This window comes from Pseudomonas juntendi, assembly GCF_009932375.1.
Classification (GTDB): domain Bacteria; phylum Pseudomonadota; class Gammaproteobacteria; order Pseudomonadales; family Pseudomonadaceae; genus Aquipseudomonas; species Aquipseudomonas juntendi.
This window is the reverse complement of sequence record NZ_BLJG01000028.1, coordinates 21,329-44,686: the sequence shown is the minus strand read 5'-3', so window position 1 is coordinate 44,686 and position 23,358 is coordinate 21,329. Positions and strand designations below refer to the sequence as shown.

Annotated in this window: 17 protein-coding genes; 10 read left to right on the top strand and 7 right to left on the bottom strand. The window is 62.8% G+C overall.

The features are described 5' to 3' along the window. Window positions 1–550: 550 nt before the first annotated feature. The 6 genes from fadB to GYA94_RS03780 all read left to right on the top strand — a co-directional run bounded on the left by fadB (window position 551) and on the right by GYA94_RS03780 (window position 7,833). Window positions 551–2,698 carry a fatty acid oxidation complex subunit alpha FadB gene (fadB, locus tag GYA94_RS03805; protein ID WP_161891818.1) on the top strand — a complete coding sequence of 716 codons (2,148 nt, stop codon included), beginning with the start codon at window positions 551–553 and terminating at the stop codon, window positions 2,696–2,698. Between the two features lie 31 nt (window positions 2,699–2,729). Next, window positions 2,730–3,905: an acetyl-CoA C-acyltransferase FadA gene (gene fadA, locus GYA94_RS03800; protein ID WP_161891817.1), complete on the top strand. Its 1,176-nt coding sequence runs from the start codon at window positions 2,730–2,732 to the stop codon at window positions 3,903–3,905. A gap of 76 nt (window positions 3,906–3,981) precedes the next feature. Continuing rightward, the gene (locus GYA94_RS03795) at window positions 3,982–4,233 is read left to right on the top strand and encodes a DUF1653 domain-containing protein (RefSeq protein ID WP_025754461.1); all 252 of its coding nucleotides are present in this window, start codon (window positions 3,982–3,984) and stop codon (window positions 4,231–4,233) included. Window positions 4,234–4,334: 101 nt separating this feature from the next. After that, window positions 4,335–6,944 (top strand): type I DNA topoisomerase, encoded by a 2,610-nt coding sequence (gene topA, locus GYA94_RS03790; protein WP_161891816.1) that lies wholly within the window; start codon window positions 4,335–4,337, stop codon window positions 6,942–6,944. An 89-nt stretch (window positions 6,945–7,033) separates the two neighbouring features. Then, the gene (locus GYA94_RS03785) at window positions 7,034–7,549 is read left to right on the top strand and encodes a DUF6586 family protein (RefSeq protein WP_009686279.1); all 516 of its coding nucleotides are present in this window, start codon (window positions 7,034–7,036) and stop codon (window positions 7,547–7,549) included. A 50-nt stretch (window positions 7,550–7,599) separates the two neighbouring features. Beyond that, a complete protein-coding gene (locus GYA94_RS03780; RefSeq protein ID WP_009686280.1) occupies window positions 7,600–7,833 on the top strand; it encodes a hypothetical protein in 234 nt (77 codons plus the stop codon). 56 nt (window positions 7,834–7,889) lie between these two features. Here GYA94_RS03780 and sulA read toward each other — a convergent pair whose 3' ends face one another. Then, a complete protein-coding gene (gene sulA, locus GYA94_RS03775) occupies window positions 7,890–8,366 on the bottom strand; it encodes an SOS-induced cell division inhibitor SulA (protein ID WP_009686281.1) in 477 nt (158 codons plus the stop codon). Between the two features lie 13 nt (window positions 8,367–8,379). After that, window positions 8,380–8,988 (bottom strand): transcriptional repressor LexA, encoded by a 609-nt coding sequence (lexA, locus tag GYA94_RS03770; protein WP_029887015.1) that lies wholly within the window; start codon window positions 8,986–8,988, stop codon window positions 8,380–8,382. Window positions 8,989–9,205: 217 nt separating this feature from the next. Between lexA and GYA94_RS03765 the strand changes: the two genes are divergently transcribed. Both GYA94_RS03765 and nagZ read left to right on the top strand, forming a co-directional pair. Continuing rightward, the gene (locus tag GYA94_RS03765) at window positions 9,206–9,913 is read left to right on the top strand and encodes a TetR/AcrR family transcriptional regulator (RefSeq protein ID WP_009686283.1); all 708 of its coding nucleotides are present in this window, start codon (window positions 9,206–9,208) and stop codon (window positions 9,911–9,913) included. 83 nt (window positions 9,914–9,996) lie between these two features. After that, window positions 9,997–10,995, top strand: coding sequence for a beta-N-acetylhexosaminidase (nagZ, locus tag GYA94_RS03760; protein WP_174824169.1), 999 nt, complete (start codon window positions 9,997–9,999; stop codon window positions 10,993–10,995). A gap of 100 nt (window positions 10,996–11,095) precedes the next feature. Here the strand turns inward: nagZ and GYA94_RS03755 are convergent, their stop codons facing one another. Genes GYA94_RS03755 through mfd form a run of 3 tightly spaced genes read right to left on the bottom strand, consistent with a single transcriptional unit; the run spans window position 11,096 to window position 18,449 of the window. Further along, window positions 11,096–14,413 carry a DEAD/DEAH box helicase gene (locus tag GYA94_RS03755; RefSeq protein ID WP_161891815.1) on the bottom strand — a complete coding sequence of 1,106 codons (3,318 nt, stop codon included), beginning with the start codon at window positions 14,411–14,413 and terminating at the stop codon, window positions 11,096–11,098. A 4-nt stretch (window positions 14,414–14,417) separates the two neighbouring features. Beyond that, complete coding sequence (locus GYA94_RS03750; protein ID WP_161891814.1) at window positions 14,418–14,990, bottom strand: CsiV family protein; 573 nt, start codon at window positions 14,988–14,990, stop codon at window positions 14,418–14,420. A gap of 9 nt (window positions 14,991–14,999) precedes the next feature. Further along, window positions 15,000–18,449 (bottom strand): transcription-repair coupling factor, encoded by a 3,450-nt coding sequence (mfd, locus tag GYA94_RS03745; RefSeq protein WP_009686288.1) that lies wholly within the window; start codon window positions 18,447–18,449, stop codon window positions 15,000–15,002. 167 nt (window positions 18,450–18,616) lie between these two features. On the opposite strand from mfd, the gene GYA94_RS03740 reads away from it, so the two are divergent. Beyond that, window positions 18,617–20,080 carry a glyceraldehyde-3-phosphate dehydrogenase gene (locus GYA94_RS03740; protein WP_009686289.1) on the top strand — a complete coding sequence of 488 codons (1,464 nt, stop codon included), beginning with the start codon at window positions 18,617–18,619 and terminating at the stop codon, window positions 20,078–20,080. Between the two features lie 491 nt (window positions 20,081–20,571). Then, window positions 20,572–21,966, top strand: a complete 1,395-nt coding sequence (sthA, locus tag GYA94_RS03735; protein ID WP_009686290.1) for a Si-specific NAD(P)(+) transhydrogenase — start codon at window positions 20,572–20,574, stop codon at window positions 21,964–21,966. A gap of 42 nt (window positions 21,967–22,008) precedes the next feature. Here the strand turns inward: sthA and GYA94_RS03730 are convergent, their stop codons facing one another. Together GYA94_RS03730 and GYA94_RS03725 are read right to left on the bottom strand one after the other, a co-directional pair. Then, window positions 22,009–22,731: a glycerophosphodiester phosphodiesterase gene (locus tag GYA94_RS03730; protein WP_009686291.1), complete on the bottom strand. Its 723-nt coding sequence runs from the start codon at window positions 22,729–22,731 to the stop codon at window positions 22,009–22,011. Window positions 22,732–22,761: 30 nt separating this feature from the next. Then, complete coding sequence (locus GYA94_RS03725) at window positions 22,762–23,346, bottom strand: PilZ domain-containing protein (RefSeq protein ID WP_029887019.1); 585 nt, start codon at window positions 23,344–23,346, stop codon at window positions 22,762–22,764. Between the last annotated feature and the right edge of the window lie 12 nt (window positions 23,347–23,358).

Genomic DNA, 23,358 nt, shown 5'->3' with positions numbered 1-23,358 from the left:
GCGCGATTCACCTGTGGGAACGGTGAATGACCAGGTTTAATCCCCTCTCAAGACACAATGCCGCTCCTACAACGACAAAGCGGCGGCTTGGCATACCCCTGAAGGGGTGGGGTGCCAAGTCGCCGCTTTGCGTTCTGCTTTCGCAGAAAAGGCCAGGCAGGCCGGGTATTCATTCACGCAAGTGGCAGTGTAGCCATACCCGCTCGGCGCGCAAGCGAAAATGTGCAGCGCCTGTGCAATCGCGGGGCTCGATCGCTGGCATGAATGACCGGTGATCACTGTCATCATGGTTTGCTGCGCGCACGGTACAAAATGACCGGAAAGTCGCGTTTTCTTCGTGCTCGTGAGCATTTGACAACGCAGATCTTTTCGGAGAATGTGTGCACACCCAAATCAAACGGGCGTATGAATTGAGCGTTTGTATGTCACCACGCCAAGCCATACTTCCGACTAGCGCGCTGACGGGTGTGCCTGGGCGGGGCAGCTAGGCCTGCTTCCGCTGCAGCGATCGGCGTGTACAGTTCAGCTTCCATATCGTGGAGATCAGTTGATGATTTACGAAGGTATAGCCATCACGGTTAAGGCTCTTGAAAGTGGCATCGTCGAGCTCAAGTTCGACCTCAAGGGTGAGTCCGTCAACAAGTTCAACCGCCTGACCCTGAACGAGCTGCGCGAGGCCGTAGGCGCCATCCAGGCCGACGCCTCGGTCAAGGGCGTCATCGTCAGCAGTGGCAAGGACGTGTTCATCGTCGGCGCCGACATCACCGAGTTCGTCGATAACTTCAAGCTGCCCGAGGCCGAACTGGTCGCCGGCAACCTGGAAGCCAACCGCATCTTCAACGCCTTCGAAGACCTCGAAGTGCCGACCGTCGCGGCCATCAATGGCATCGCCCTGGGTGGCGGCCTGGAAATGTGCCTTGCCGCCGATTACCGTGTCATGTCCAGCAGCGCCAAGATCGGCCTGCCGGAAGTCAAGCTGGGCATCTACCCGGGCTTTGGCGGCACCGTGCGCCTGCCGCGCCTGATCGGTTCGGACAACGCCATCGAGTGGATCGCTGCCGGCAAGGAAAACCGCGCCGAAGACGCCCTCAAAGTCGGCGCCGTCGATGCCGTGGTTGCGCCCGAGCTGCTGCAGGCTGGCGCCATCGACCTGATCAAGCGCGCCATCAGCGGCGAGCTCGACTACAAGGCCAAACGCCAACCCAAGCTGGAAAAACTCAAGCTCAACGCCATCGAACAGATGATGGCGTTCGAAACTGCCAAGGGCTTCGTTGCCGGGCAGGCCGGGCCGAACTACCCGGCCCCGGTCGAAGCCATCAAGAGCATCCAGAAGGCCGCCAACTTCGGCCGCGACAAGGCGCTGGAAGTCGAAGCGGCCGGGTTTGCCAAACTGGCCAAGACCTCGGTTGCCGAGAGCCTGATCGGCCTGTTCCTGAACGACCAGGAGCTCAAGCGCAAGGCCAAGGCGCACGACGAAATCGCCCACGACGTGAAGCAGGCTGCCGTGCTTGGCGCCGGTATCATGGGGGGCGGCATCGCCTACCAGTCCGCGGTCAAGGGCACCCCGATCCTGATGAAGGACATCCGCGAGGAAGCCATCCAGCTGGGCTTGAACGAGGCCTCCAAGCTGCTTGGCAACCGCGTCGAAAAGGGCCGCCTGACCCCGGCCAAGATGGCCGAGGCGCTCAATGCCATTCGCCCGACCCTGTCCTATGGCGACTTTGCCAATGTCGACATCGTGGTCGAGGCCGTGGTCGAGAACCCGAAAGTCAAGCAGGCGGTGCTGGCGGAAGTGGAAGGGCAGGTCAAGGACGATGCGATCCTGGCCTCCAACACTTCGACCATCTCCATCAACCTGCTGGCCAAGGCGCTCAAGCGCCCGGAAAACTTCGTCGGCATGCACTTCTTCAACCCGGTGCACATGATGCCGCTGGTGGAAGTGATCCGTGGCGAGAAGTCCAGTGAAGTGGCTGTGGCCACCACCGTGGCCTATGCCAAGAAAATGGGCAAGAACCCGATCGTGGTCAATGACTGCCCGGGCTTCCTGGTCAACCGCGTGCTGTTCCCGTACTTCGGCGGCTTTGCCAAGCTGGTCAGCGCCGGTGTCGACTTCGTGCGCATCGACAAGGTCATGGAAAAGTTCGGCTGGCCAATGGGTCCGGCCTACCTGATGGACGTGGTAGGCATCGACACCGGCCACCACGGCCGTGACGTGATGGCCGAAGGTTTCCCTGACCGCATGAAGGACGAGCGCCGCTCGGCGGTGGATGCCCTGTACGAGGCCAACCGCCTGGGGCAGAAGAATGGCAAGGGTTTCTACGCCTACGAAACCGACAAGCGTGGCAAGCCGAAGAAAGTGTTCGACGCTACCGTGCTCGACGTGCTCAAGCCGATCGTGTTCGAGCAGCGTGAAGTCACCGATGAAGACATCGTCAACTGGATGATGGTGCCGCTGTGCCTGGAGACCGTGCGCTGCCTGGAAGACGGCATCGTCGAGACCGCTGCCGAAGCTGACATGGGGCTGGTCTATGGCATTGGTTTCCCTCCCTTCCGCGGTGGTGCGCTGCGCTACATCGACTCGATCGGTGTCGCCGAATTCGTTGCCCTGGCCGATCGCTATGCCGACCTGGGGCCGCTGTACCACCCGACCGCCAAGCTGCGCGAAATGGCCAAGAATGGCCAGCGCTTCTTCAACTGAGCGGTCAACGAGCTAGAGCGAGAGATTTGATATGAGCCTGAATCCAAGAGACGTGGTGATTGTCGACTTCGGTCGCACGCCGATGGGCCGCTCCAAGGGTGGCATGCACCGCAATACCCGCGCCGAAGACATGTCGGCGCACCTGATCAGCAAGCTGCTGGAGCGCAACGGCAAGGTCGACCCCAAAGAGGTCGAGGACGTGATCTGGGGCTGCGTCAACCAGACCCTGGAGCAGGGCTGGAACATCGCCCGCATGGCTTCGCTGATGACGCAGATCCCGCACACCTCCGCTGCGCAAACCGTCAGCCGCCTGTGCGGCTCGTCGATGAGCGCGCTGCACACCGCCGCCCAGGCCATCATGACCGGCAACGGCGATGTGTTCGTGATCGGCGGCGTGGAGCACATGGGCCATGTCAGCATGATGCACGGCGTGGACCCTAACCCGCACCTGTCCTTGCATGCCGCCAAGGCTTCCGGGATGATGGGCCTCACTGCAGAAATGCTCGGCAAGATGCATGGCATCACCCGTGAGCAGCAGGACCTGTTTGGCTTGCGTTCGCACCAGTTGGCCCACAAGGCGACGGTCGAAGGCAAGTTCAAGGATGAAATCATCCCGATGCAGGGCTACGACGAGAACGGCTTCCTGAAGGTGTTCGATTACGACGAAACCATTCGCCCGGAAACCACCCTCGAAGGCCTGGCGTCGCTCAAGCCGGCATTCAACCCCAAAGGGGGCACGGTCACGGCCGGTACTTCGTCGCAGATCACCGACGGCGCGTCGTGCATGATCGTCATGTCTGGCCAGCGCGCCATGGACCTGGGTATCCAGCCGTTGGCGGTAATCCGCTCGATGGCGGTGGCAGGTGTAGACCCGGCGATCATGGGCTACGGCCCGGTGCCATCGACCCAGAAAGCCCTCAAGCGTGCCGGGCTGACCATGGCGGACATCGACTTCATCGAGCTCAACGAAGCCTTCGCTGCACAGGCCTTGCCAGTGCTGAAAGATTTGAAAGTGCTCGACAAGATGGATGAGAAGGTTAACCTGCACGGCGGCGCCATCGCTTTGGGCCACCCGTTCGGTTGCTCTGGGGCACGTATTTCCGGCACCCTGCTCAATGTCATGAAGCAAAATGGCGGTACCCTCGGGGTGGCGACCATGTGCGTCGGCCTCGGCCAAGGTATCACCACTGTCTTCGAACGCGTCTGATCGCGCCGCTGGACAGCAACCGGGGCCTTGTGCCCCGGTTTTGTTTTTTCAGGTTTTATTCAGGAGGGTGTGCAACATGCAGATACAGCCAGGCGTCTACCGGCATTACAAAGGGCCTGAGTACCGTGTCTTCAGCGTTGCGCGGCACTCCGAGAGCGAAGAGTGGATGGTTTTCTACCAGTGCCTGTATGGTGACTACAGCTTCTGGGTAAGGCCACTTTCGATGTTCCAGGAGTCCGTCGAGGTTGACGGCGAGCAGGTGCCACGCTTTGCTTTGGTCAAGGCCGAAGAGGGGCTGCCCGGGTTGCTGGGCAAGTCGCACGCATGATCGTTCGAACTTGACCTCACACTTTTGCCACTATATATAGCGGTGCCGCGTGTCGGCACCTGACGCGTTTTTCATCTTCAGATTCAGGAATACTCCGATCCATGGGCAAATCGCTGGTCATTGTGGAATCCCCGGCCAAGGCCAAGACCATCAACAAGTACCTGGGCAACCAGTACGTGGTGAAGTCGAGTATCGGCCATATCCGAGACCTCCCCACCAGCGGTTCGGCCAGCGCAAGCAAAGAGCCGGCCGCCAAGCGTGGTAAGGCTGCGGGTGAGGCCCCGGCGCTTTCACCCAAGGAAAAGGCCCGTCGCCAGTTGGTGTCGCGCATGGGTGTCGACCCCGACCACGGCTGGAAAGCCAAGTACGAGATCCTGCCTGGCAAGGAAAAGGTGATCGAAGAGCTGCGCCGCCTGGCCAAGGATGCCGACACCATCTATCTCGCAACCGACTTGGACCGCGAAGGGGAAGCCATTGCCTGGCACCTGCGCGAGGCCATCGGTGGTGACGACGCCCGCTACAAGCGCGTGGTGTTCAACGAAATTACCAAGAAGGCGATTCAGGAAGCCTTCTCGCAACCGGGCGAGCTGGACATCGACCGGGTCAACGCCCAGCAGGCTCGGCGTTTCCTTGACCGTGTGGTGGGCTACATGGTGTCGCCGCTGTTGTGGGCCAAGATTGCCCGTGGCCTGTCCGCCGGTCGCGTGCAGTCGGTAGCGGTCAAGCTGGTGGTAGAGCGCGAGCGTGAAATTCGCGCGTTCATCCCCGAAGAATACTGGGAAATCCACGCCGACCTCGGCACCGCGAAAAACGCCAAGGTGCGTTTCGAAGTGGCGCGCGAAAATGGCGAGGCGTTCAAGCCGCTGAACGAAGCCCAGGCCATGGCCGCGCTGGAGAAGCTCAAGGCTTCCAGCTACAGCGTGGTCAAGCGCGAAGACCGCCCGACCAGCAGCAAGCCGTCGGCGCCGTTCATTACCTCCACCCTGCAGCAGGCCGCCAGCAACCGCCTGGGCTTCGGTGTGAAGAAGACCATGATGATGGCCCAGCGCTTGTACGAAGCTGGCTACATCACGTACATGCGTACCGACTCGACCAACCTGTCGGCCGATGCCCTGGACATGGCCCGCAGCTACATCGAGCGTGAGTTCGGCAAGCAGTACCTGCCGGATGCACCGCTGGTCTACGGCAGCAAAGAAGGCGCCCAGGAAGCGCACGAAGCGATTCGCCCGTCGGACGTGAATACACACCCGACCAAGCTCAGTGGCATGGAGCGCGACGCCGAGCGCCTGTACGAGCTGATCTGGCGCCAGTTCCTGGCTTGCCAGATGCCGCCGGCGCAGTACCTGTCTACCAGTGTCACCGTGGCTGCCGGCGATTTCGAGCTGCGCGCCAAGGGCCGTATCCTGAAGTTCGACGGTTATACCCGTGTGCTGCCACAGCAGAGCAAACCGGGTGAAGACGACGTACTGCCGGAAATGGTCCAGGGCGAAGCGCTGAAGTTGCTGCAGATCGACCCGAGCCAGCACTTCACCAAGCCGCCGGCACGCTTCACCGAAGCCAGCCTGGTAAAGGAAATGGAAAAGCGTGGCATCGGTCGCCCGTCGACTTACGCGGCGATCATTTCCACCATCCAGGACCGTGGTTATGTGACCCTGCACAACCGCCGCTTCTACTCCGAGAAAATGGGCGACATCGTCACCGAGCGCCTGTCGGAAAGCTTCTCCAACCTGATGGACTACGGCTTTACCGCCGACATGGAAGAGAACCTCGACGACGTGGCCCAGGGCGAGCGTGACTGGAAGAACGTGCTCGACGAGTTCTATTGCGACTTCAGCAAGAAGCTGCAGACGGCCGAGTCGAGCGAAGACGGCATGCGCGCCAACCAGCCGACCATGACCAACATTCCGTGCAAGGAATGTGGCCGGCCAATGATGATTCGTACTGCTTCCACTGGGGTATTCCTTGGCTGCTCTGGCTACAGCCTGCCGCCGAAAGAACGCTGCAAGGCGACCGTCAACCTGGTGCCCGGCGATGAGATCGCTGCGGACGACGAGGGCGAGTCCGAGTCGCGGGTGCTGTTGGGCAAGCACCGTTGCCCGATCTGCGCCACGGCGATGGATGCCTACTTGCTGGATGAGAAGCACAAGCTGCACATCTGCGGTAACAACCCGGACTGCCCTGGCTACGAAATCGAAGAAGGCAACTACCGCATCAAGGGTTACGAAGGGCCAAGCCTGGAATGCGACAAGTGCGGTAGCGAGATGCAACTGAAGACCGGCCGGTTCGGCAAGTTCTTCGGCTGCACCAACCCGGCTTGCAAGAACACCCGCAAACTGCTGAAAAGCGGTGAGGCAGCGCCACCGAAGATGGACAAGGTGGACATGCCTGAGCTCAAGTGCGAGAAGGTGGACGACACCTACGTGCTGCGCGATGGCGCCTCGGGGTTGTTCCTGGCGGCCAGCCAGTTCCCCAAGAACCGCGAAACCCGGGCACCACTGGTCATGGAAATCGTGCCGCACAAGCACGAGATCGACCCGAAGTACCACTTCCTGTGCGATGCGCCGCAGAAGGACCCGGACGGCCGCCCTGCAGTGATCCGCTACAGCCGCAAGACCAAGGAGCAGTACGTGCAGTCCGAGGTCGATGGCAAGCCTACCGGCTGGAAGGCGTTCTACGACGGTGGCGCGTGGAAGGTAGAAGACAAGCGCTGAGCCTTCAGTGCTGTAATTGGGGCCGCTTAGCGGCCCCAATCATTTATGATGCAGAAACTTGCCTTGCAGCCTGAAGGGAGGGCACAGAAATGGCCCAGGAAACCTACACCCGCACCAACCAGAAACTGTTCTTTGCCGGCCTCGCCCTCGAGGCCATGGCCAAGGCCGAGCAAAGCCAGGCCATGAATGCCCAGGGCCTGGTACAGGCCGAGCGCGAGTCGGCGCTGTTTCACCTGTACGGCGCGCTACTGGGCATGTGCCATGAAATTGGTGCTTTCTACCGCCTGCCGGTGGTGGCAACTGTGGAGCAGGCGCTGGCCGACGACAGCCTGAACGGTATTGCCATCCCCGAGGTGGCCGAGCTGCTGGAGCTGGCGCGCCAGCGTGAAACCTGGCTGGCGCAAATGCTCAGTGCTTATGCCGATTTGTTCCGACCACCTGTCGCCAGGAAAGCGCCAAAAACCGATGTTACTCAGCCGCTGATCCAAGCCGTGAACCTTGACGAGCCCGAGCAGCCAGCGTTGTCCCGCGCCGAGCTGGAAAGCTGGCGCAATAACCTCAAAGGCCTGGTCAGGCGTTTTCGCGACGCGTTGAGTGAGTGCTGATCGCGGCAACGGCTGATACAATACTGGCCTTTCGCGGAGAACTGCCATTTATGTCTACGTCTTTTCTGGAAATTGTCGAGTTGCCTGATGGCCGCATCGAACTGCGTCGCGCCGAGGATGAAGGCTCACTGGTAACCTTGGATTTCTCGGAAGACGCCAAGGTATTCCTGCAGGGTCAGCATGTTGAAGTGGCCAAGGCCATGCTCAGCGTGGGTGTGCAGATGGCCGGTCGCCTGATGGAAGGTGAGGCTGAGCGTGATGAAGGGCCGCGGGTGCTGCACTGAACCCTGAGGGTGCAGCAGGTGCCTGGCATTTTGAAGTAACAGGCAAAGCCTGAACATCAGCCGAGGCGGATGTTCAGGCTTTGTGCATTTCCGGTAGTGGCTGCCCGTAGCAGTTGCTGGCGGGCAGTGGCATTCACGCTACCCAGCCAGCTGACCACCGTGTGGCTAAGGCCCAGGCGCAGGGCTTCGCAGGCCAGCTGCAATGGGCTCTGATTGCTACGGGGTTGCAGCAGCAGGATCCGTTCACGGTTGAGGCCTGCGTCGCGCAGCCAGGCCTGGGTCAGGCTCGACGGCGGCGCGATCAGGGTCAGCCAGCGGGTTTCGTCTTCTTCGCTCAGCTCACGCAGTACGGGTGCCAGCAGGTTTTGGCAGTGCCCTTGGGCGCCACGCAGCGACAGTTCGCTGAAAAGCTCGGGGTCGCTGTGCTTGCGTGCCAGTTCGCTGGCCTTTAAGCCAGGAAGTACGGGTTGGGCAAGGAATGCTTCGAACAACGGCAACTGGGCTTGCTCGGGTACGTGAATGAACTGCTGCATGACGCCTCCTGGATCAGCGGCGAATGACGCCGACGCTCAAGCCCTCGATCACCAGTTCCTGTTCTTTCAGGTCGACTTCGATAGGGGCGAATTCGGGGTTTTCGGCCAGCAGCCAGACTTTGCTGCCTTCGCGCTTGAAGCGCTTGACGGTCACTTCGTCGCCGATGCGGGCCACCACGATCTGGCCGTTGCGTGCTTCACGGCAGGTGTGTACTGCCAGCAGGTCGCCGTCCAGAATACCGACGTCCTTCATGCTCATGCCGTGCACGCGCAGTAAATAGTCGGCCTGGGGGTGGAAGAACGCGGGGTTGATGTTGCACGATTGCTCGATGTGCTGCTCGGCAAGGATCGGTGCACCGGCAGCCACACGGCCGATGATGGGCAGGCCGCTTTCTTCGGCCTTGGCTTCAAAGCCCGGGATGCGGATGCCGCGGGATGCACCTGGGGTCATTTCGATGGCACCCTTGCGGGCGAGGGCCTTGAGGTGTTCTTCGGCAGCGTTGGGCGATTTGAAGCCCAGTTCCTGAGCGATCTCGGCACGTGTGGGCGGGAAACCGTTGTCTTCCAGGCAACGCTTGATGAACGCGAGAATTTCGGCTTGGCGTGGCGTCAGTTTCAGCATGTTGGGCGCTCTGGCTTTTTGTACAGTGACTGGGATTATATACAGTACTGGATAAGCTTCAAGCCACACGTTGCAAGAAAAGTCGAACGCCCCCTCCCGGAGGCACGACGCGCGCTGTTTTCCAACGGCGACCGCCCGGTCACCGAGCCTTGACAGATGCAGGGCTGAAACGTATGTTTCAAACAACTGTTTGTCTGGCGGAGTAGTCGGAGTAGTCATGGCCCAATCGGAAACCGTTGAACGCATTCTCGATGCTGCCGAGCAACTGTTCGCGGAAAGGGGGTTCGCTGAAACCTCGCTGCGGCTGATTACCAGCAAGGCCGGGGTCAACCTGGCGGCGGTCAACTATCACTTCGGTTCCAAGAAAGCGCTTATCCAGGCTGTGTTCTCGCGCTTCCTGGGCCCGTTCTGCGCCAGCCTCGAGCGTGAACTGGAACGCCGCCAGGCCAAGCCCGAGCACAAGCCAAGCCTGGAAGAGCTGCTGGAAATGCTGGTGGAGCAGGCATTGGCCGTGCAGCCGCGCAGCAACAACGACCTGTCGATCTTCATGCGGCTGCTGGGCCTTGCCTTCAGCCAGAGCCAAGGGCACTTGCGGCGCTACCTGGAAGACATGTACGGCAAGGTGTTCCGCCGCTACATGCTGTTGGTCAACGAGGCGGCTCCCCGTATTCCGCCGCTGGAGCTGTTCTGGCGCGTGCACTTCATGCTGGGGGCGGCCGCGTTCAGCATGTCCGGCATCAAGGCCCTGCGGGCCATCGCCGAAACCGACTTCGGTATCAATACGTCCATCGAACAGGTCATGCGCCTGATGGTGCCGTTCCTGGCGGCCGGCATGCGGGCGGACAGTGGCGTCACCGACCCGGCCATGGCCACTGCACAACTGCGGCCACGCACCAAGAGCAGCGCCGCCACGGCCAAGGCCTGAAGGCTGGGCGCGGCGGGGCGCTTGGGCTAAGCTAGCGCCGCTTCTGTTCAGTCTTCAATTAAGGAATACCCATGACCGTCAGTCTGCAAGGCTCCCTGATGGTGGACATCGCCGGTAAATGGCTGACCGCCGAAGACCGTCACCTGCTGCGCCAGCCTGAAGTGGCCGGCCTGATCATCTTCGCCCGCAATATCGACAGCCCGCGCCAGGTGCGTGAGCTATGCGCATCCATCCGCGCCATACGCCCCGATCTGATTCTGGCGGTGGACCAGGAGGGCGGCCGTGTGCAGCGCCTGCGCCAGGGCTTTGTGCGCCTGCCCGCCATGCGCGCGCTGGCCGACAACGACAACGCTGAATACCTGGCCGAGCAGTGTGGCTGGCTGATGGCGACCGAAGTGCTGGCAGTGGGCCTGGACCTGAGCTTCGCTCCGGTGCTTGACCTTGATCACCAGCGCAGTGCCGTGGTGGGCAGCCGCGCCTTCGAGGGCGACCCGCTGCGTGCGACACAGTTGGCCGGGGCGTTCATCCGCGGCATGAATGCCGCCGGCATGGCGGCCTGCGGCAAGCACTTCCCGGGGCATGGCTGGGCCGAGGCCGATTCGCACGTGGCCATTCCCACCGATGAGCGCAGCCTTGCGCAACTGCGCCAGGCCGACCTTGTACCGTTCAGCCGCCTGAGCGGGCAATTGGCGGCGGTGATGCCGGCGCATGTCATCTACCCGCAGGTGGACAACCAGCCGGCCGGCTTCTCGCGCCGCTGGCTGCAGGACATTCTGCGTGGCGAGCTGGGCTTTGACGGGGTGATCTTCAGTGATGACCTGTCGATGGCCGGTGCCCATGTGGTGGGCGATGCGGCCAGCCGTATCGAGGCGGCATTGTCTGCCGGCTGCGACATGGGCCTGGTTTGCAATGACCGCGCGGCGGCAGAGCTGGCACTGAGCGCAGCGCAGCGCATGCAGGTCAGGCCCTCGCCGCGTATCGCCCGGATGCGCGGGCAGGGCTTTGCACGTACCGACTATCGCCAGCAGCCACGCTGGCTGGCGGCGTTGGGCGCGTTGAAAGAGGCGCAGCTGGTCGACTGACCTGTCGCCGCTGTAGCGGGTTTCTGGTTGCCAGTGAGATCGCCGCCGGCGCGGCGCTCGGCCTCACTGCCAGCCAACCCTCACGGCCGACCCGAGGGCATCAGCGCCCACGCTTGCCCGGCAACGGTGCAAACAGGGCATCGATCTCTTCATCCCCCAGCCGCCACTGCCCAGCCTGGCCGCCATCGAGCAGGCTCGCCGCCAGCGCGGCCTTCTCCTGCTGCAGTGCCTGTATTTTCTCTTCCACCGTGCCGCGGGTAATCAGCTTGAACACGAACACCGGTTTGTCCTGGCCTATACGGTAGGCGCGGTCGGTGGCCTGGTTTTCGCTGGCCGGGTTCCACCAGGGGTCGAAGTGGATCACCGTGTCTGCCGCCGTCAGGTTCAGGCCCACGCCGCCGGCCTTCAGGCTGATCAGGAACACCTCGCTGTCACCCTGCTGGAACTGCTGCACCGGCGTACGCCGGTCGCGGGTATCGCCGGTGAGCAGGCTGTAGCGGATCTGGCGCTTTTGCAGTTCCTGCTCGATCAGTGCAAGCATCGACGTGAACTGCGAAAACAGCAGTACCCGGCGGCCTTCGCTGAGCAGCTCATCGAGCATTTGCAGCAGTGCCCCCAGCTTGCCCTTGTCGGCCTGGTTACCCTTGCTCTCCACGCCTTTTACCAGGCGCAGGTCGCAGCACACCTGGCGCAGCTTGAGCAGCGCGTCGAGGATCACGATCTGGCTGCGCGCGGCACCGTTGCGGGCAATTTCATCGCGGACTTTCTTGTCCATGGCCACGCGTACCGCTTCGTAGGTGTCGCGCTGGGCGTCGCTGAGCTCGACCCAGTGCACCATCTCGGTTTTGGCCGGCAGCTCGGTGGCCACCTGCTCCTTGGTGCGGCGCAACAGGAAGGGCCGGACGCGGTTGGCCAGGTGGGCCATGCGCTCGCTGTCACCGTGGCGCTCGATCGGCGTGCGGTAGTCCTGGTTGAAGCGCTTCAGTTCACCCAGCCAGCCGGGCATCAGGAAATGGAAGATCGACCACAGTTCGCCCAGGTTGTTTTCCATCGGCGTGCCGGTCAGGCACAGACGCTGGGTGGCCTGCAGTTCGCAGGCGGCCAGGGCCGCCTTGCTGGTACTGCTTTTGATGTTCTGTGCCTCGTCCAGCACCAGCACGTGCCACGCGTGCGCGCGCAGGTGCTGCAGGTCGCGCGGCAGCAGCGCATAGGTGGTGAGGACCAGGTCGTAGTCGCCCAGCTTGGCAAAATGCTTGCTGCGCCCTGGCCCGTGCAGGGGCAGTACACGCAGGTCGGGGGCGAAGCGTGCGGCTTCGTCCAGCCAGTTGGGGATCAGGCTGGTCGGCATCACGACCAGGGCTGGGCTGACGAGGCGCCCGCTTTCCTTTTCCAGCAGCAGGTGAGCCAAGGCCTGCAGGGTCTTGCCCAAGCCCATGTCGTCGCCCAGAATGCCGCCGGTACCCATTTCGCGCAGGGCCTGCAGCCAGTTCAGGCCTTGCTGCTGGTAGGCGCGCAAGCTGGCCCGCAGCGCGACTGGCGGTGCGACCTGCAGGTCACGCGCGTCACGCAGGCGGCGCCCCAGGTCGCGCACATGCTCGCCACCTTCCCAATGCAGCGGCATGCCTTCGATCTGGTTCAGGCGCGCGGCGTCGGCGCGGTCCAGGCGCAGGGCCGGGCCTACGCTGCCTTCGTGCAGGTACAGCTCGCCCAGGGTGCCCATCACCGCCTTGATACGGCCATAGGGCAGGGCGACGCGCAGGGCCGGGGCATCCAGGCGGCCGCGGTTCAGGTCAATCAGCAGGTGCTCGTCGTCACTGCGCCGGGCCAGTTCGCTGGGGCGTAACAGCTCTGGGCTGCTGCGCAGCAATTGCAGCACGATCGGCAACAGGCTGTGGCGCTGGCCATCGACCACGATGCCCAGTTCCAGGTCGAACCATTCATGGCCCGGCGCTTCGTCGATGGTCGCGTACCAGTCTTCCACCTCTTGCAGGTCGAAGGCGAAATCGCGGTGGGTATCGATGGCCCAGCCGGCTTCGCGCAGGCGTGGCAGGCCTTCGCGGGCAAAGTGCAGCCAGGCTTCGTCGTCGGGCAGTTGATACATTTCCCCGGCACTGTCGGGCAATGCCTTGCTCTGCCGGGTTGCAGGCCTGAAGCCGAAGTCCCGCAGCACCTTGCGCAGGGCTTGTTCAGCCTGGGGCTGGCGGCGGATGCGCTGGCTGGTGTTGCCTGCAAGGCGGGTCAGCGGCTTGTCGTCGCTACCGCTGGCTTGCAGGCCGTCATAGTCGAATGCCAATGCGGCGCGATGTTGCATCTGCCGTTGCATGCGCCCGGTTTTCGGCATGTAGGCGGTGTACTCGAGGCTGCCGAGGGCCAGCAGGGCCTGTGGCTGGATGTCCTCGATCACTTGCTCTCGCACGGGGGCTGGGGTCGGCACCTTGTGGCTCAGGGCATTGAGCTTGTGGCTCAGGGGGACGACCAGGTGTTCCGGCACATCGGGGGCGATGGTCAGTTGCACGGCCACATGCGGGTCAAGGGTGTGTTCGACCTTGCCCACCTCTTGCGCCTGCACATCGAAGTAGTACAGCGGCAGCAGCGGGATGACGCAGCGCAGCGGTTCCTCACCGCTGTACCACAGCCCGCGGTAGTTGCCATTGCCCTGGCGTACCCAGCGGAACTCGGCTGGGCGCGTCGGGCCTTCGTGCAGCAGGGGCATGTTGACGTCGAACAGCATGCGCCCGGTTTCCAGTGCGCGCTGGAACAGTTCGCCGCCTTCCTGGCCTTTGAGTTGGTAGCCGCGATCCTGGCCGGCCCCCTGGTTCAATGCCGCAAGCAGGCGCAGGATACGCGTGTCCTGGTCGGTGACGAAGCGCGGCGGCTCGTAGAGAAAATCGTAAAGCGACTGCACCCGGCTGAAGCGGATGCCGTCCTCGCTGCGTGTGCCTTTGCGCACCAGCAGCGAACAGCCGGCAGCATCGGTCAGTTGCAGCTGGTAGCAGACCATGCGCCCGCGTTTGTCATCGGCTGCGCCGGTCTGGGCCGGCGGCTGCTCCAGGCCACTGAGCCAGTGCTGCAGTTCGGCCGACAGCATACCCGGTGGGCTTTGCACAGGCTCGGTGCTGATGTCGGGGCCGCTGAGGGTGAACAGTACCGCAGCGCAATGCTTGCAGTTTTGGCGTACCGGGCAGTCGCACTCACCCTCGACGTGGCAGCGGCCGCCCGCAATGTGCAGTTCGATGGTTTGCTGGTAGACATTGTCGCCGCTGCCTTCGCACCGGGCGGTGATGGTCTGGCGATAGATAGCGTCCAGTTCTACCCGGCCTTCATCGGCATAGCGTTCTGCGCGCTGCAGGGTGGCCTTGCTGAACGACTGGGTCCAGTTCGGGTATTGATTCACCAACTCGACGGCATCTGGCTTCATGCGCTTACTGCTCCATGATCTCCGGGTCCATGGCCGGCATTTTCGGCGTGCCCGGTGGCGTGATCTTCAGCAGCACCGCCAGGTGCCCACCGTCGAGGAAGGTCAGCTGCCCACCTTTGACGTTACTGTTGCTTTGCTTGAACTGCTCGCTTTGCAGCACGCTGCCGTTGCCATCCAGCTGGTTGACCCAGAAGTTGGCCTCCACCGCGATGAAGCGCCCTTGGGCAATGCTCAGGTTGCCTTCGATAGGGAAATGGCCGAATTGCTCGGTGCCTTCGCCCAGGGCGATGCGGCTGGGTTGGTCGCCCACCTGTTGCCGCCAGGCCTTGTGCATCAGCACGGTGTAGTCTGCGGTCGCTTCCAGGCGGGTGGCTTCGTCTTCCAGCGCCGGGCGTTGCTCGGCGTCTTTGTGCAGGCGCGCAGCACCGCCGCTCCAGTCTTCCGGTGCGAACGGGCTGGTAAAGGCGGGCACGCTGTTCTGCCGCACCAGAATCATTTCTACCTGATACAGGCCTTCGGCGAAGGCGGCTGGCGCGAACAGCGCCAGCAGCAGGGTCAGGCAACGGATGGCACGCATGAATCTTCCTTAGGCAGGCTGTGGGGTCAGGCGCTCGAACAGCGCCTCCAAGGTGTTGAAGCGTTCGTCCGGGCGCTCCATTGGCACCAGGAAGCGGAACTGGGTCGCGCCTTCGAACTTGTAGCGTTTGGGCTGGCCCTGAATCAATTTGATCAAGGTCAGCGGGTCTACCGGGGTTTCGGCCTCGAACTCGAGCTTGCCGCCATTGGGGCCGGCATCGACTTTCTTGATGCCGAGCTTTTCCGCCTGCAGCTTGAGCGACGTCAGGCGCATGAGGTTCTTGGTGGGTTCCGGTAGCAGGCCGAAGCGGTCGATCATTTCGACCTGCAGGTCCTTGAGGCCCTCTTCGTCGGCCGCCGAGGCAATGCGCTTGTACAGGATCAGCCTGGCATGCACATCGGGCAGGTAGTCTTCGGGGATCAGCGCCGGCAGGCGCAGGTTGATCTCCGGGCCGCCGCCCAGTGGCTGTTCCAGGTTGGGCTGGGTACCTTTGCGAATGGCCTTGACTGCGCGCTCGAGCATTTCCATGTACAGGGTGAAGCCAACGGCCTGGATCTGCCCGCTCTGGCCTTCGCCCAGCAGCTCGCCGGCCCCGCGGATTTCCAGGTCGTTGGTCGCCAGCACGAAGCCGGCGCCAAGGTCCTGGGTGTTGGCGATCGCTTCCAGGCGCTTTTCGGCGTCGGCGCTGACCTTCTGCCGGGTAGGCGTGAGCAGGTAGGCGTAAGCCTGGTGGTGGCTGCGGCCAACCCGGCCGCGCAGCTGGTGCAACTGGGCCAGGCCGAACTTGTCGGCGCGTTCGATGACGATGGTGTTGGCGCTGGGCACGTCGATACCGGTTTCGATGATGGTCGACGCCACCAGCACGTTGAAGCGCTTGTGGTAGAAATCGCTCATCACCTGTTCCAGTTCACGCTCGCGCATTTGCCCATGGCCGATGCCGATGCGTGCCTCGGGTACCAGTTCGGCGAGGTCGGCTGCGCATTTCTCGATGGTTTTCACATCGTTGTGCAGGTAATACACCTGGCCGCCGCGCAGCAGTTCGCGCAGCAGCGCCTCTTTGACGGTGCTCTTGTTCTGCTCCATCACGAAGGTGCGCACTGACAGGCGGCGCGCCGGCGGCGTGGCGATGATGGACAGGTCGCGCATGCCCGCCACCGCCATGTTGAGCGTGCGCGGGATGGGGGTGGCGGTGAGGGTGAGGATGTCGACTTCGCTGCGCAGGGCCTTGAGCTGCTCCTTCTGGCGTACGCCAAAACGGTGCTCTTCGTCGATGATTGCCAGGCCCAGGTCCTTGAAGCGTACGTCGTCCTGCAGCAGCTTGTGGGTGCCGATCAGGATGTCGATCTTGCCCTCGGCCAGGTCTGCGGCGGCGGCGGCGACTTCCTTGGCGGACTTGAAACGGCTCATCACTTCCACGGTCACCGGCCAGTCGGCGAAGCGGTCGCGGAAGCTGTTGTAGTGCTGTTGGGCGAGCAGGGTGGTCGGCACCAATACCGCCACCTGGCGGCCGCTGTGCACGGCAATGAACGCCGCGCGCATGGCCACTTCGGTCTTGCCGAAGCCCACGTCGCCACAGACCAGGCGGTCCATCGGCTTGGGCGCGAGCATGTCGGCGCGCACGGCTTCGATGGCGGCCTGCTGGTCGGGGGTTTCCTCGAACGGGAAGCCGGCGCTGAACGTGGCGTAGTCGGCGGACGGGTCGGCGAAGGCGTAGCCTTTGCGTGCGGCACGCCGGGCGTAGATGTCGAGCAGTTCGGCGGCCACGTCGCGGACTTGTTCGGCAGCCTTGCGCTTGGCCTTTTGCCAGGCTTCCGAACCCAGCCGGTGCAGCGGTGCCAGGGCGTCGTCGCTGCCGGTGTAGCGGGCGATCAGGTGCAGGTTGGCGACCGGCACATAAAGCTTGGCGTTTTCGGCATATTCCAGGGTCAGGAACTCTGCAGCCTGGCCGTCGATTTCCAGCGTGGCCAGGCCCAGGTAGCGGCCTACGCCGTGGTCAATGTGCACCACCGGTGCGCCTTCGCGCAGTTCGGTAAGGTTCTTGATTACCGCGTCATTGGCGGTTTCGCCACGTTTGTCACGGCGCCGGCGCTGCATGACGCGCTGGCCGAACAGCGGGCTTTCGGCGACCAGGGCAATGGCCGGGTCGTCCAGTAGCAGGCCTTCGTCCAGTGGGGCGATGGTGATGGCCAGGCGCTCGGCACCGGTGATGAAATCGTGCCAGCCATCAACGGTGTGCGGGCGCAGCTTCAGCCGTTCGAGCAGCTCCAGCAATACCTCGCGACGGCCCGCCGACTCAGCGGTGAACAGCACGCGGCCTGGGAACTGGTCGAGGAAGCTGGCCAGCTCGGCCAGTGGCTGGTTGGCCTTGGCCTCGATCGCCAGGTTGGGCAGGGCGCGCGCCGGGAAGCGCTCGCGCCCTGCGCCGGCTTCCAGGTCGTCGCTGCTGACCACCACCCGCGGCCACTGCTTGAGCCGGGCGAAGCAGTCTTCCACCGGCAGGAACAGCTCGGCCGGTGGCAGCAGTGGTCGGCTGAGGTCGCCACGGCGGTCTTCATAGCGCCCGCGCACGTCGTTCCAGAAGTGTTCGGCGGCCTGTTCCACCCCCGGCAGCGAAAACACCTGGGTGTCCGCCGGCAGGTAGTCGAACAGGGTGGAGGTTTCTTCGAAGAACAGGGGCAGGTAGTACTCGATACCGGCGGGGATGATGCCGCTGGCCAGGTCCTGGAAGATCGCGCTGCGGCGGAAGTCGACGTCGAAGCGTTCGCGAAAGCGTGCCTTGAAGCGGGTCACTTCGTCCTTTTGCATGGGGAATTCGCGCGCAGGCAGCAGGCGCACGGAATCCACCTTGTCTATCGAGCGCTGGGTCTCGGGGTCGAAGGTACGCAGGGTCTCGATCTCGTCATCGAACAGGTCGATGCGGTAGGGCAGCTTGCTGCCCATGGGGAACAGGTCGATCAGTGCACCGCGCACGGCGAACTCGCCATGCTCATAGACCGTGTCGACGCAGCGGTAGCCGGTGGCTTCCAGCCGCGTGCGCATCTGCTCCACGTCGAGGGTCTGGCCCACGTCCAGCACCAGGCTGCTGCCCAGCAGAAAGCGCGTGGGTGCCAGGCGGTGCAGGGCAGTGGTCACCGGCACCACGAGGATGCCGTGGCTCAGCTCAGGCAAGCGGTAAAGGCTGGCGATGCGCTGGGAGATGATGTCCTGGTGCGGCGAGAACAGGTCGTAGGGCAGGGTTTCCCAATCGGGAAACGGCAGCACCGGCAGGTCGGGTGCGAAGAAACGCAGCTCCTGTTCCAGGCGGTCGGCGGCCTGGCTGTCGGCCGTCAATAACAGGGTGAAGCGGCCAGCGCTGCTGGCGGCCTCGGCGATGGCAAGGCTGAGGGCGGCACCGGGCAGGTTGCCCCAGGTTTGTTTGCCGGCCGTGGCCGACATTTGCGGTAGGCGCAGAACTGACACGGGAGATTGCACTCCAAGCGTTGCGGCAAAGAGACCGATTGTACCGGTGACGGTGCCGGCTGTCAGGCTCCAAAGGGCATGAATGCTGGCTTGGCTCACTGCGACAGGCGCTCATTGCCGGTTCTGTGTTGGGGCGTCATAATGTAGCCCCTTTTTTCTGTCCCTACATGTGGAAGGTTCCCGTGACTCAGAAGCCCGACCAGTGTCTTGGTGAGTGGATCGATCGTGAAGCCCTGGCTGAAGCGATGATCCCGCTTATCGGTCAGCTCTACCGCAACAACAATGTGGTGAGCTCGATTTATGGCCGCAGCCTGATCAACCGTTCGGTTATCTCGATCCTCAAGGCGCACCGCTTTGCGCGTCATCGCCAAACCGACGAAACCGAACTGTCCGTCCACGAGACATTCCCCCTGCTCAAAGCCATGAGCGAGCTGAAACTGGGCGCCGCTTCGGTCGACCTGGGCAAGCTGGCCAACAAGTTCAAGCAGGAAGGCAATGGCCGCACTGCCGAGCAGTTCGTCCGTGAAGAGCTGGCCGACGTGGTTGGCCAGCAGAACGCTTCGGCGCGCAAAGGCACTGACGTGGTGCTGTACGGCTTCGGCCGCATCGGCCGCCTGCTGGCGCGCATCCTGATCGAGAAGACCGGTGGTGGCGACGGCCTGCGCCTGCGCGCCATCGTTGTGCGCAAGGGCGCCGAAAACGACCTGGTCAAGCGTGCCAGCCTGCTGCGCCGTGACTCGGTGCATGGCCCGTTCGATGGCACCATCACCATCGATGAAGCCAACAACACCATCACTGCCAACGGCAACCTGATCCAGGTTATCTACGCCAAGAACCCAAGCGAAGTCGACTATACCCAGTACGGTATCGAAAACGCGCTGATCGTCGACAACACCGGTGTATGGCGTGATGCCGACGGCCTGGGCCAGCACCTGGCCTGCCCGGGCGCTGCCCGCGTGATCCTCACCGCACCTGGCAAGGGCGCGCTGAAGAACATCGTGCATGGCATCAACCACGGCGATATCACGGCCGATGACAAGATCATCTCGGCAGCTTCCTGCACCACCAACGCCATCGTGCCGGTGCTCAAGGCCATCAACGACCAGTACGGCATCGTCAACGGCCACGTCGAAACCGTTCACTCGTTCACCAACGACCAGAACCTGATCGACAACTTCCACAAGGGCAGCCGCCGTGGCCGCGCCGCGCCGCTGAACATGGTCATCACCGAAACCGGTGCCGCCACCGCTGCTGCCAAGGCACTGCCAGTGCTCAAGGGCAAGCTGACCGGCAACGCCATCCGCGTACCTACGCCGAACGTTTCGATGGCCATCCTCAACCTGAACCTGGAAAAGGCCACTACTCGCGACGAAATCAACGAGTACCTGCGCCAGACCGCAATGCACTCGGAGCTGCACAAGCAGATCGACTACGTTGCCTCGCAGGAAGTGGTTTCGACCGACTTCGTTGGCTCGCGCCACGCCGGTGTGGTGGACGCTGAAGCGACCATCGCCAATGACAACCGTGTTGTTCTGTACGTGTGGTACGACAACGAATTCGGTTACAGCTGCCAGGTGGTTCGCGTGATGGAAGACATGGCCGGTGTGAACCCGCCTGCATTCCCACGCTGATTCGCGGGTAAGGCAATGAAGAAACGGGAACCTTCGGGTTCCCGTTTTTTTTGCCTGCTTTTCATGTTGCTGCGGCCTTTGCAGGTGCGTACGCCCGGTAAATCACTTGGGCTCGGATGACGAGCGGCACTATTTCGAGGACAATGGCCGGCGCTATTGGCACCCCTTATCGATACCCGTCCGGCGCCCGGTGCGCATGCCCGTGCCGCCGTTCGGGTGACTCGGGCCGGGGGTGGCTGCGTCTCCCGAGCTACGCCCGCGTTTGCGCAGGCGGTGAAAGGCGAGTGAAAGCGCAAGCAGGGATGATTGCCGCCAGGGATCGGTAAAGCATATGTAGTGCGGGCGAAATTGGCCTACGACGCGACCAAGGGTTAATGTGCGCGGCGTTCACGCTTGATTAGACTGCACCCGAATTTTCTCATGGCGCCCCGGCGGCATGATCGCGTCCCGCGAGCGACCGTGGCTTGCGGGCCAGTTCTGAAGGAGTACGCATGGCTGTCTACAACTACGACGTAGTGGTGCTGGGTTCCGGCCCGGCCGGTGAAGGCGCGGCAATGAATGCCGCCAAAGCAGGGCGCAAGGTTGCGATGGTCGATGACCGTCGCCAGGTCGGTGGTAACTGCACCCACCTGGGCACCATCCCGTCCAAGGCACTGCGTCACTCGGTGCGGCAGATCATGCAGTTCAACACCAACCCCATGTTCCGTGCCATTGGCGAGCCGCGTTGGTTCTCGTTCCCGGACGTGCTGAAAAGCGCCGAGAAGGTCATCGCCAAGCAGGTGGCTTCGCGCACGGGCTACTACGCCCGCAACCGGGTTGACGTGTTCGTCGGTACCGGCAGTTTTGCCGACGAGCAGACCGTGGAAGTGGTGTGCTCGAACGGCGTGGTGGAAAAGCTCAATGCCAAGCACATCATCATCGCGACCGGTTCACGCCCCTACCGCCCGGCCGACATCGACTTCCACCACCCGCGCGTCTACGACAGCGATACCATCCTCAGCCTCAGCCACACCCCGCGCAAGCTGATCGTTTACGGCGCCGGCGTTATCGGTTGTGAATACGCCTCGATCTTCAGTGGCCTGGGTGTGCTGGTAGAGCTGGTGGACAACCGCGGCCAGTTGCTGAGCTTCCTCGACTCGGAAATTTCCCAGGCGCTGAGCTACCACTTCAGCAACAACAACATCACCGTGCGCCACAACGAAGATTATGAGCGCGTCGAAGGCCTGGACAACGGTGTGATCCTGCACCTGAAGTCGGGCAAGAAGATCAAGGCCGACGCCTTGCTGTGGTGCAACGGCCGTACCGGCAACACCGACAAGCTGGGCCTGGAGAACATTGGCATCAAGGTCAACAGCCGGGGCCAGATCGAGGTCGACGAGGCGTACCGTACCAGCGTGCCGAACATCTACGGCGCCGGTGACGTGATCGGCTGGCCAAGCTTGGCCAGTGCCGCCCATGACCAGGGCCGCTCGGCCGCTGGCAGCATCGTGGACAACGGCAGCTGGCGTTTCGTCAATGACGTGCCGACCGGCATCTACACCATTCCGGAAATCAGCTCGATCGGCAAGAACGAGCAGGAGCTGACCCAGGCCAAGGTGCCGTACGAAGTGGGCAAGGCGTTCTTCAAGAGCATGGCGCGGGCGCAGATTGCCGGCGAGCCGCAAGGCATGCTGAAGATCCTGTTCCACCGCGAAACCCTGGAAATCCTGGGTGTTCACTGCTTCGGCTACCAGGCCTCGGAGATTGTCCACATCGGCCAGGCGATCATGAACCAGCCAGGTGAGCAGAACAACCTGAAGTATTTCGTCAACACCACGTTCAACTACCCGACCATGGCCGAAGCCTACCGGGTAGCTGCCTACGACGGCCTGAACCGGCTTTTTTGAGCGGCTCCGACCGGTGGCCTGAGCCGGTCGGAGAGACCGATTTCAACCCTGCCCGAGGGTGGTCTTGGCCAAACCGGGAAAGTCTGTAATCAGGCTGTCCACGCCAAAGTCAGCCAGCCGGCGCATCAGTGCCGGCTCGTTGACCGTCCACACCGACACGTGCAAACCCTGGGCCTGTGCTTTGAGCAGGCGTTCAGGGGTGCATAGCGTCCAGTTCAGGGCCAGCAAATCGCAGCCGTAGTTCTGGGCGACCTTCAACGGGTCGAGCCACGCGTACTCCGCCACCAGCCCACGTTTCACATCTGGCACCAGCTCCTGGGCTGCACCCAGTACTTCGCGCGAGCTGGAGGTGATGGTGACCTTGTCCAGCAAGTTGTACTGCTGGGCCAGCTCGCGGATGGCCAGGACGGTGGTGGCAGCGCGCGTGCGCGAGGCGCTTTTCACTTCCAGTTGCCAGTGCTCGAACGGGCATTTCTGGAACAGCTCTTCCAGCGTGGGGATCGGGCAGGGCTGCACGTGGCCTGGTCCACCCTTGCGGGCATCGACCTTGACCAGGTCGGCGGCCGGGTGTTCGACCACCTTGCCGCGCCGGCCGGTGGTGCGCTTGAGGGTGGCGTCGTGGATCACCATCAGCTGGTTGTCGGCTGACAGGTGCAGGTCCAGTTCGCAGCGGGTCACGCCGTGTGCCAGGCACTGCTGGAAGCTGGTCAGGGTATTTTCGGGTGCTTCGCCCTTGGCGCCGCGATGGCCGTAGATCAGGGTCACGTTCGTTCCTTCAGATCAGAGAAAACAGGTTCAGGATGCAGGGCTGTTCTGTTCCAGTTGCTGGCGCCGTTGCTGCTGTTGGCGCTGCAGGATGTAACGGGCCAGCAGTTGCCGTTGGGCGTCGGTCATGTCGATGAACTCGGTGCCGACGTCGTAACCGCCCCCGGTGCGCTGGTCGCAGTGGGTGACTTTACCGCGCAGCAGCAGGCCGTGGGCACGAGGCATCAGCACCATTTTCACCTTGACCCGGGTGCCGGGGGCGAGCGGGTTGTGCTGGGTGAATTCGATACCGCCTTCGGAAATGACCACTGGCTGGGGTTGCCCGACTTCGCCGAGCAGGGTCTGGGCGACCACTGCACTGAGCAGGTCGAGGCGTTTGTTCTGCGCGCGCAGGAAGGCGGCCAGGGTGCGGTCCTTGTCGCTCAGCTGGCGCAGCAGGTGCTGCGCCTCGAAGTCTGACAGGTGCAGCTCGCTGAGCAGGTTGAACAGTGGGGAATCATCTTGCAATACATCTGGGTCAAGGGCTTCGGCCGCGCTTAGGGGGCTTATTTGAAGTGCGATCCGATCGTCGATGCGGTAGTATTCGCGGCGATCTTCTTCGTCTAATGTCGTCATGGCGAACCCAAG

Bases quoted from the DNA above. Each gene is read 5' to 3' on its own strand.
- GYA94_RS03780 (WP_009686280.1), top strand. From the start codon at position 7,600: ATGTCTACGTCTTTTCTGGAAATTGTCGAGTTGCCTGATGGCCGCATC.
- GYA94_RS03765 (WP_009686283.1), top strand. From the start codon at position 9,206: ATGGCCCAATCGGAAACCGTTGAACGCATTCTCGATGCTGCCGAGCAA.
- GYA94_RS03725 (WP_029887019.1), bottom strand. From the start codon at position 23,346: ATGACGACATTAGACGAAGAAGATCGCCGCGAATACTACCGCATCGAC.
- GYA94_RS03785 (WP_009686279.1), top strand. From the start codon at position 7,034: ATGGCCCAGGAAACCTACACCCGCACCAACCAGAAACTGTTCTTTGCC.
- GYA94_RS03740 (WP_009686289.1), top strand. From the start codon at position 18,617: ATGTGGAAGGTTCCCGTGACTCAGAAGCCCGACCAGTGTCTTGGTGAG.
- GYA94_RS03795 (WP_025754461.1), top strand. From the start codon at position 3,982: ATGCAGATACAGCCAGGCGTCTACCGGCATTACAAAGGGCCTGAGTAC.
- sulA (WP_009686281.1), bottom strand. From the start codon at position 8,366: ATGCAGCAGTTCATTCACGTACCCGAGCAAGCCCAGTTGCCGTTGTTC.
- GYA94_RS03755 (WP_161891815.1), bottom strand. From the start codon at position 14,413: ATGAAGCCAGATGCCGTCGAGTTGGTGAATCAATACCCGAACTGGACC.
- sthA (WP_009686290.1), top strand. From the start codon at position 20,572: ATGGCTGTCTACAACTACGACGTAGTGGTGCTGGGTTCCGGCCCGGCC.
- fadA (WP_161891817.1), top strand. From the start codon at position 2,730: ATGAGCCTGAATCCAAGAGACGTGGTGATTGTCGACTTCGGTCGCACG.
- fadB (WP_161891818.1), top strand. From the start codon at position 551: ATGATTTACGAAGGTATAGCCATCACGGTTAAGGCTCTTGAAAGTGGC.
- topA (WP_161891816.1), top strand. From the start codon at position 4,335: ATGGGCAAATCGCTGGTCATTGTGGAATCCCCGGCCAAGGCCAAGACC.
- GYA94_RS03750 (WP_161891814.1), bottom strand. From the start codon at position 14,990: ATGCGTGCCATCCGTTGCCTGACCCTGCTGCTGGCGCTGTTCGCGCCA.
- lexA (WP_029887015.1), bottom strand. From the start codon at position 8,988: ATGCTGAAACTGACGCCACGCCAAGCCGAAATTCTCGCGTTCATCAAG.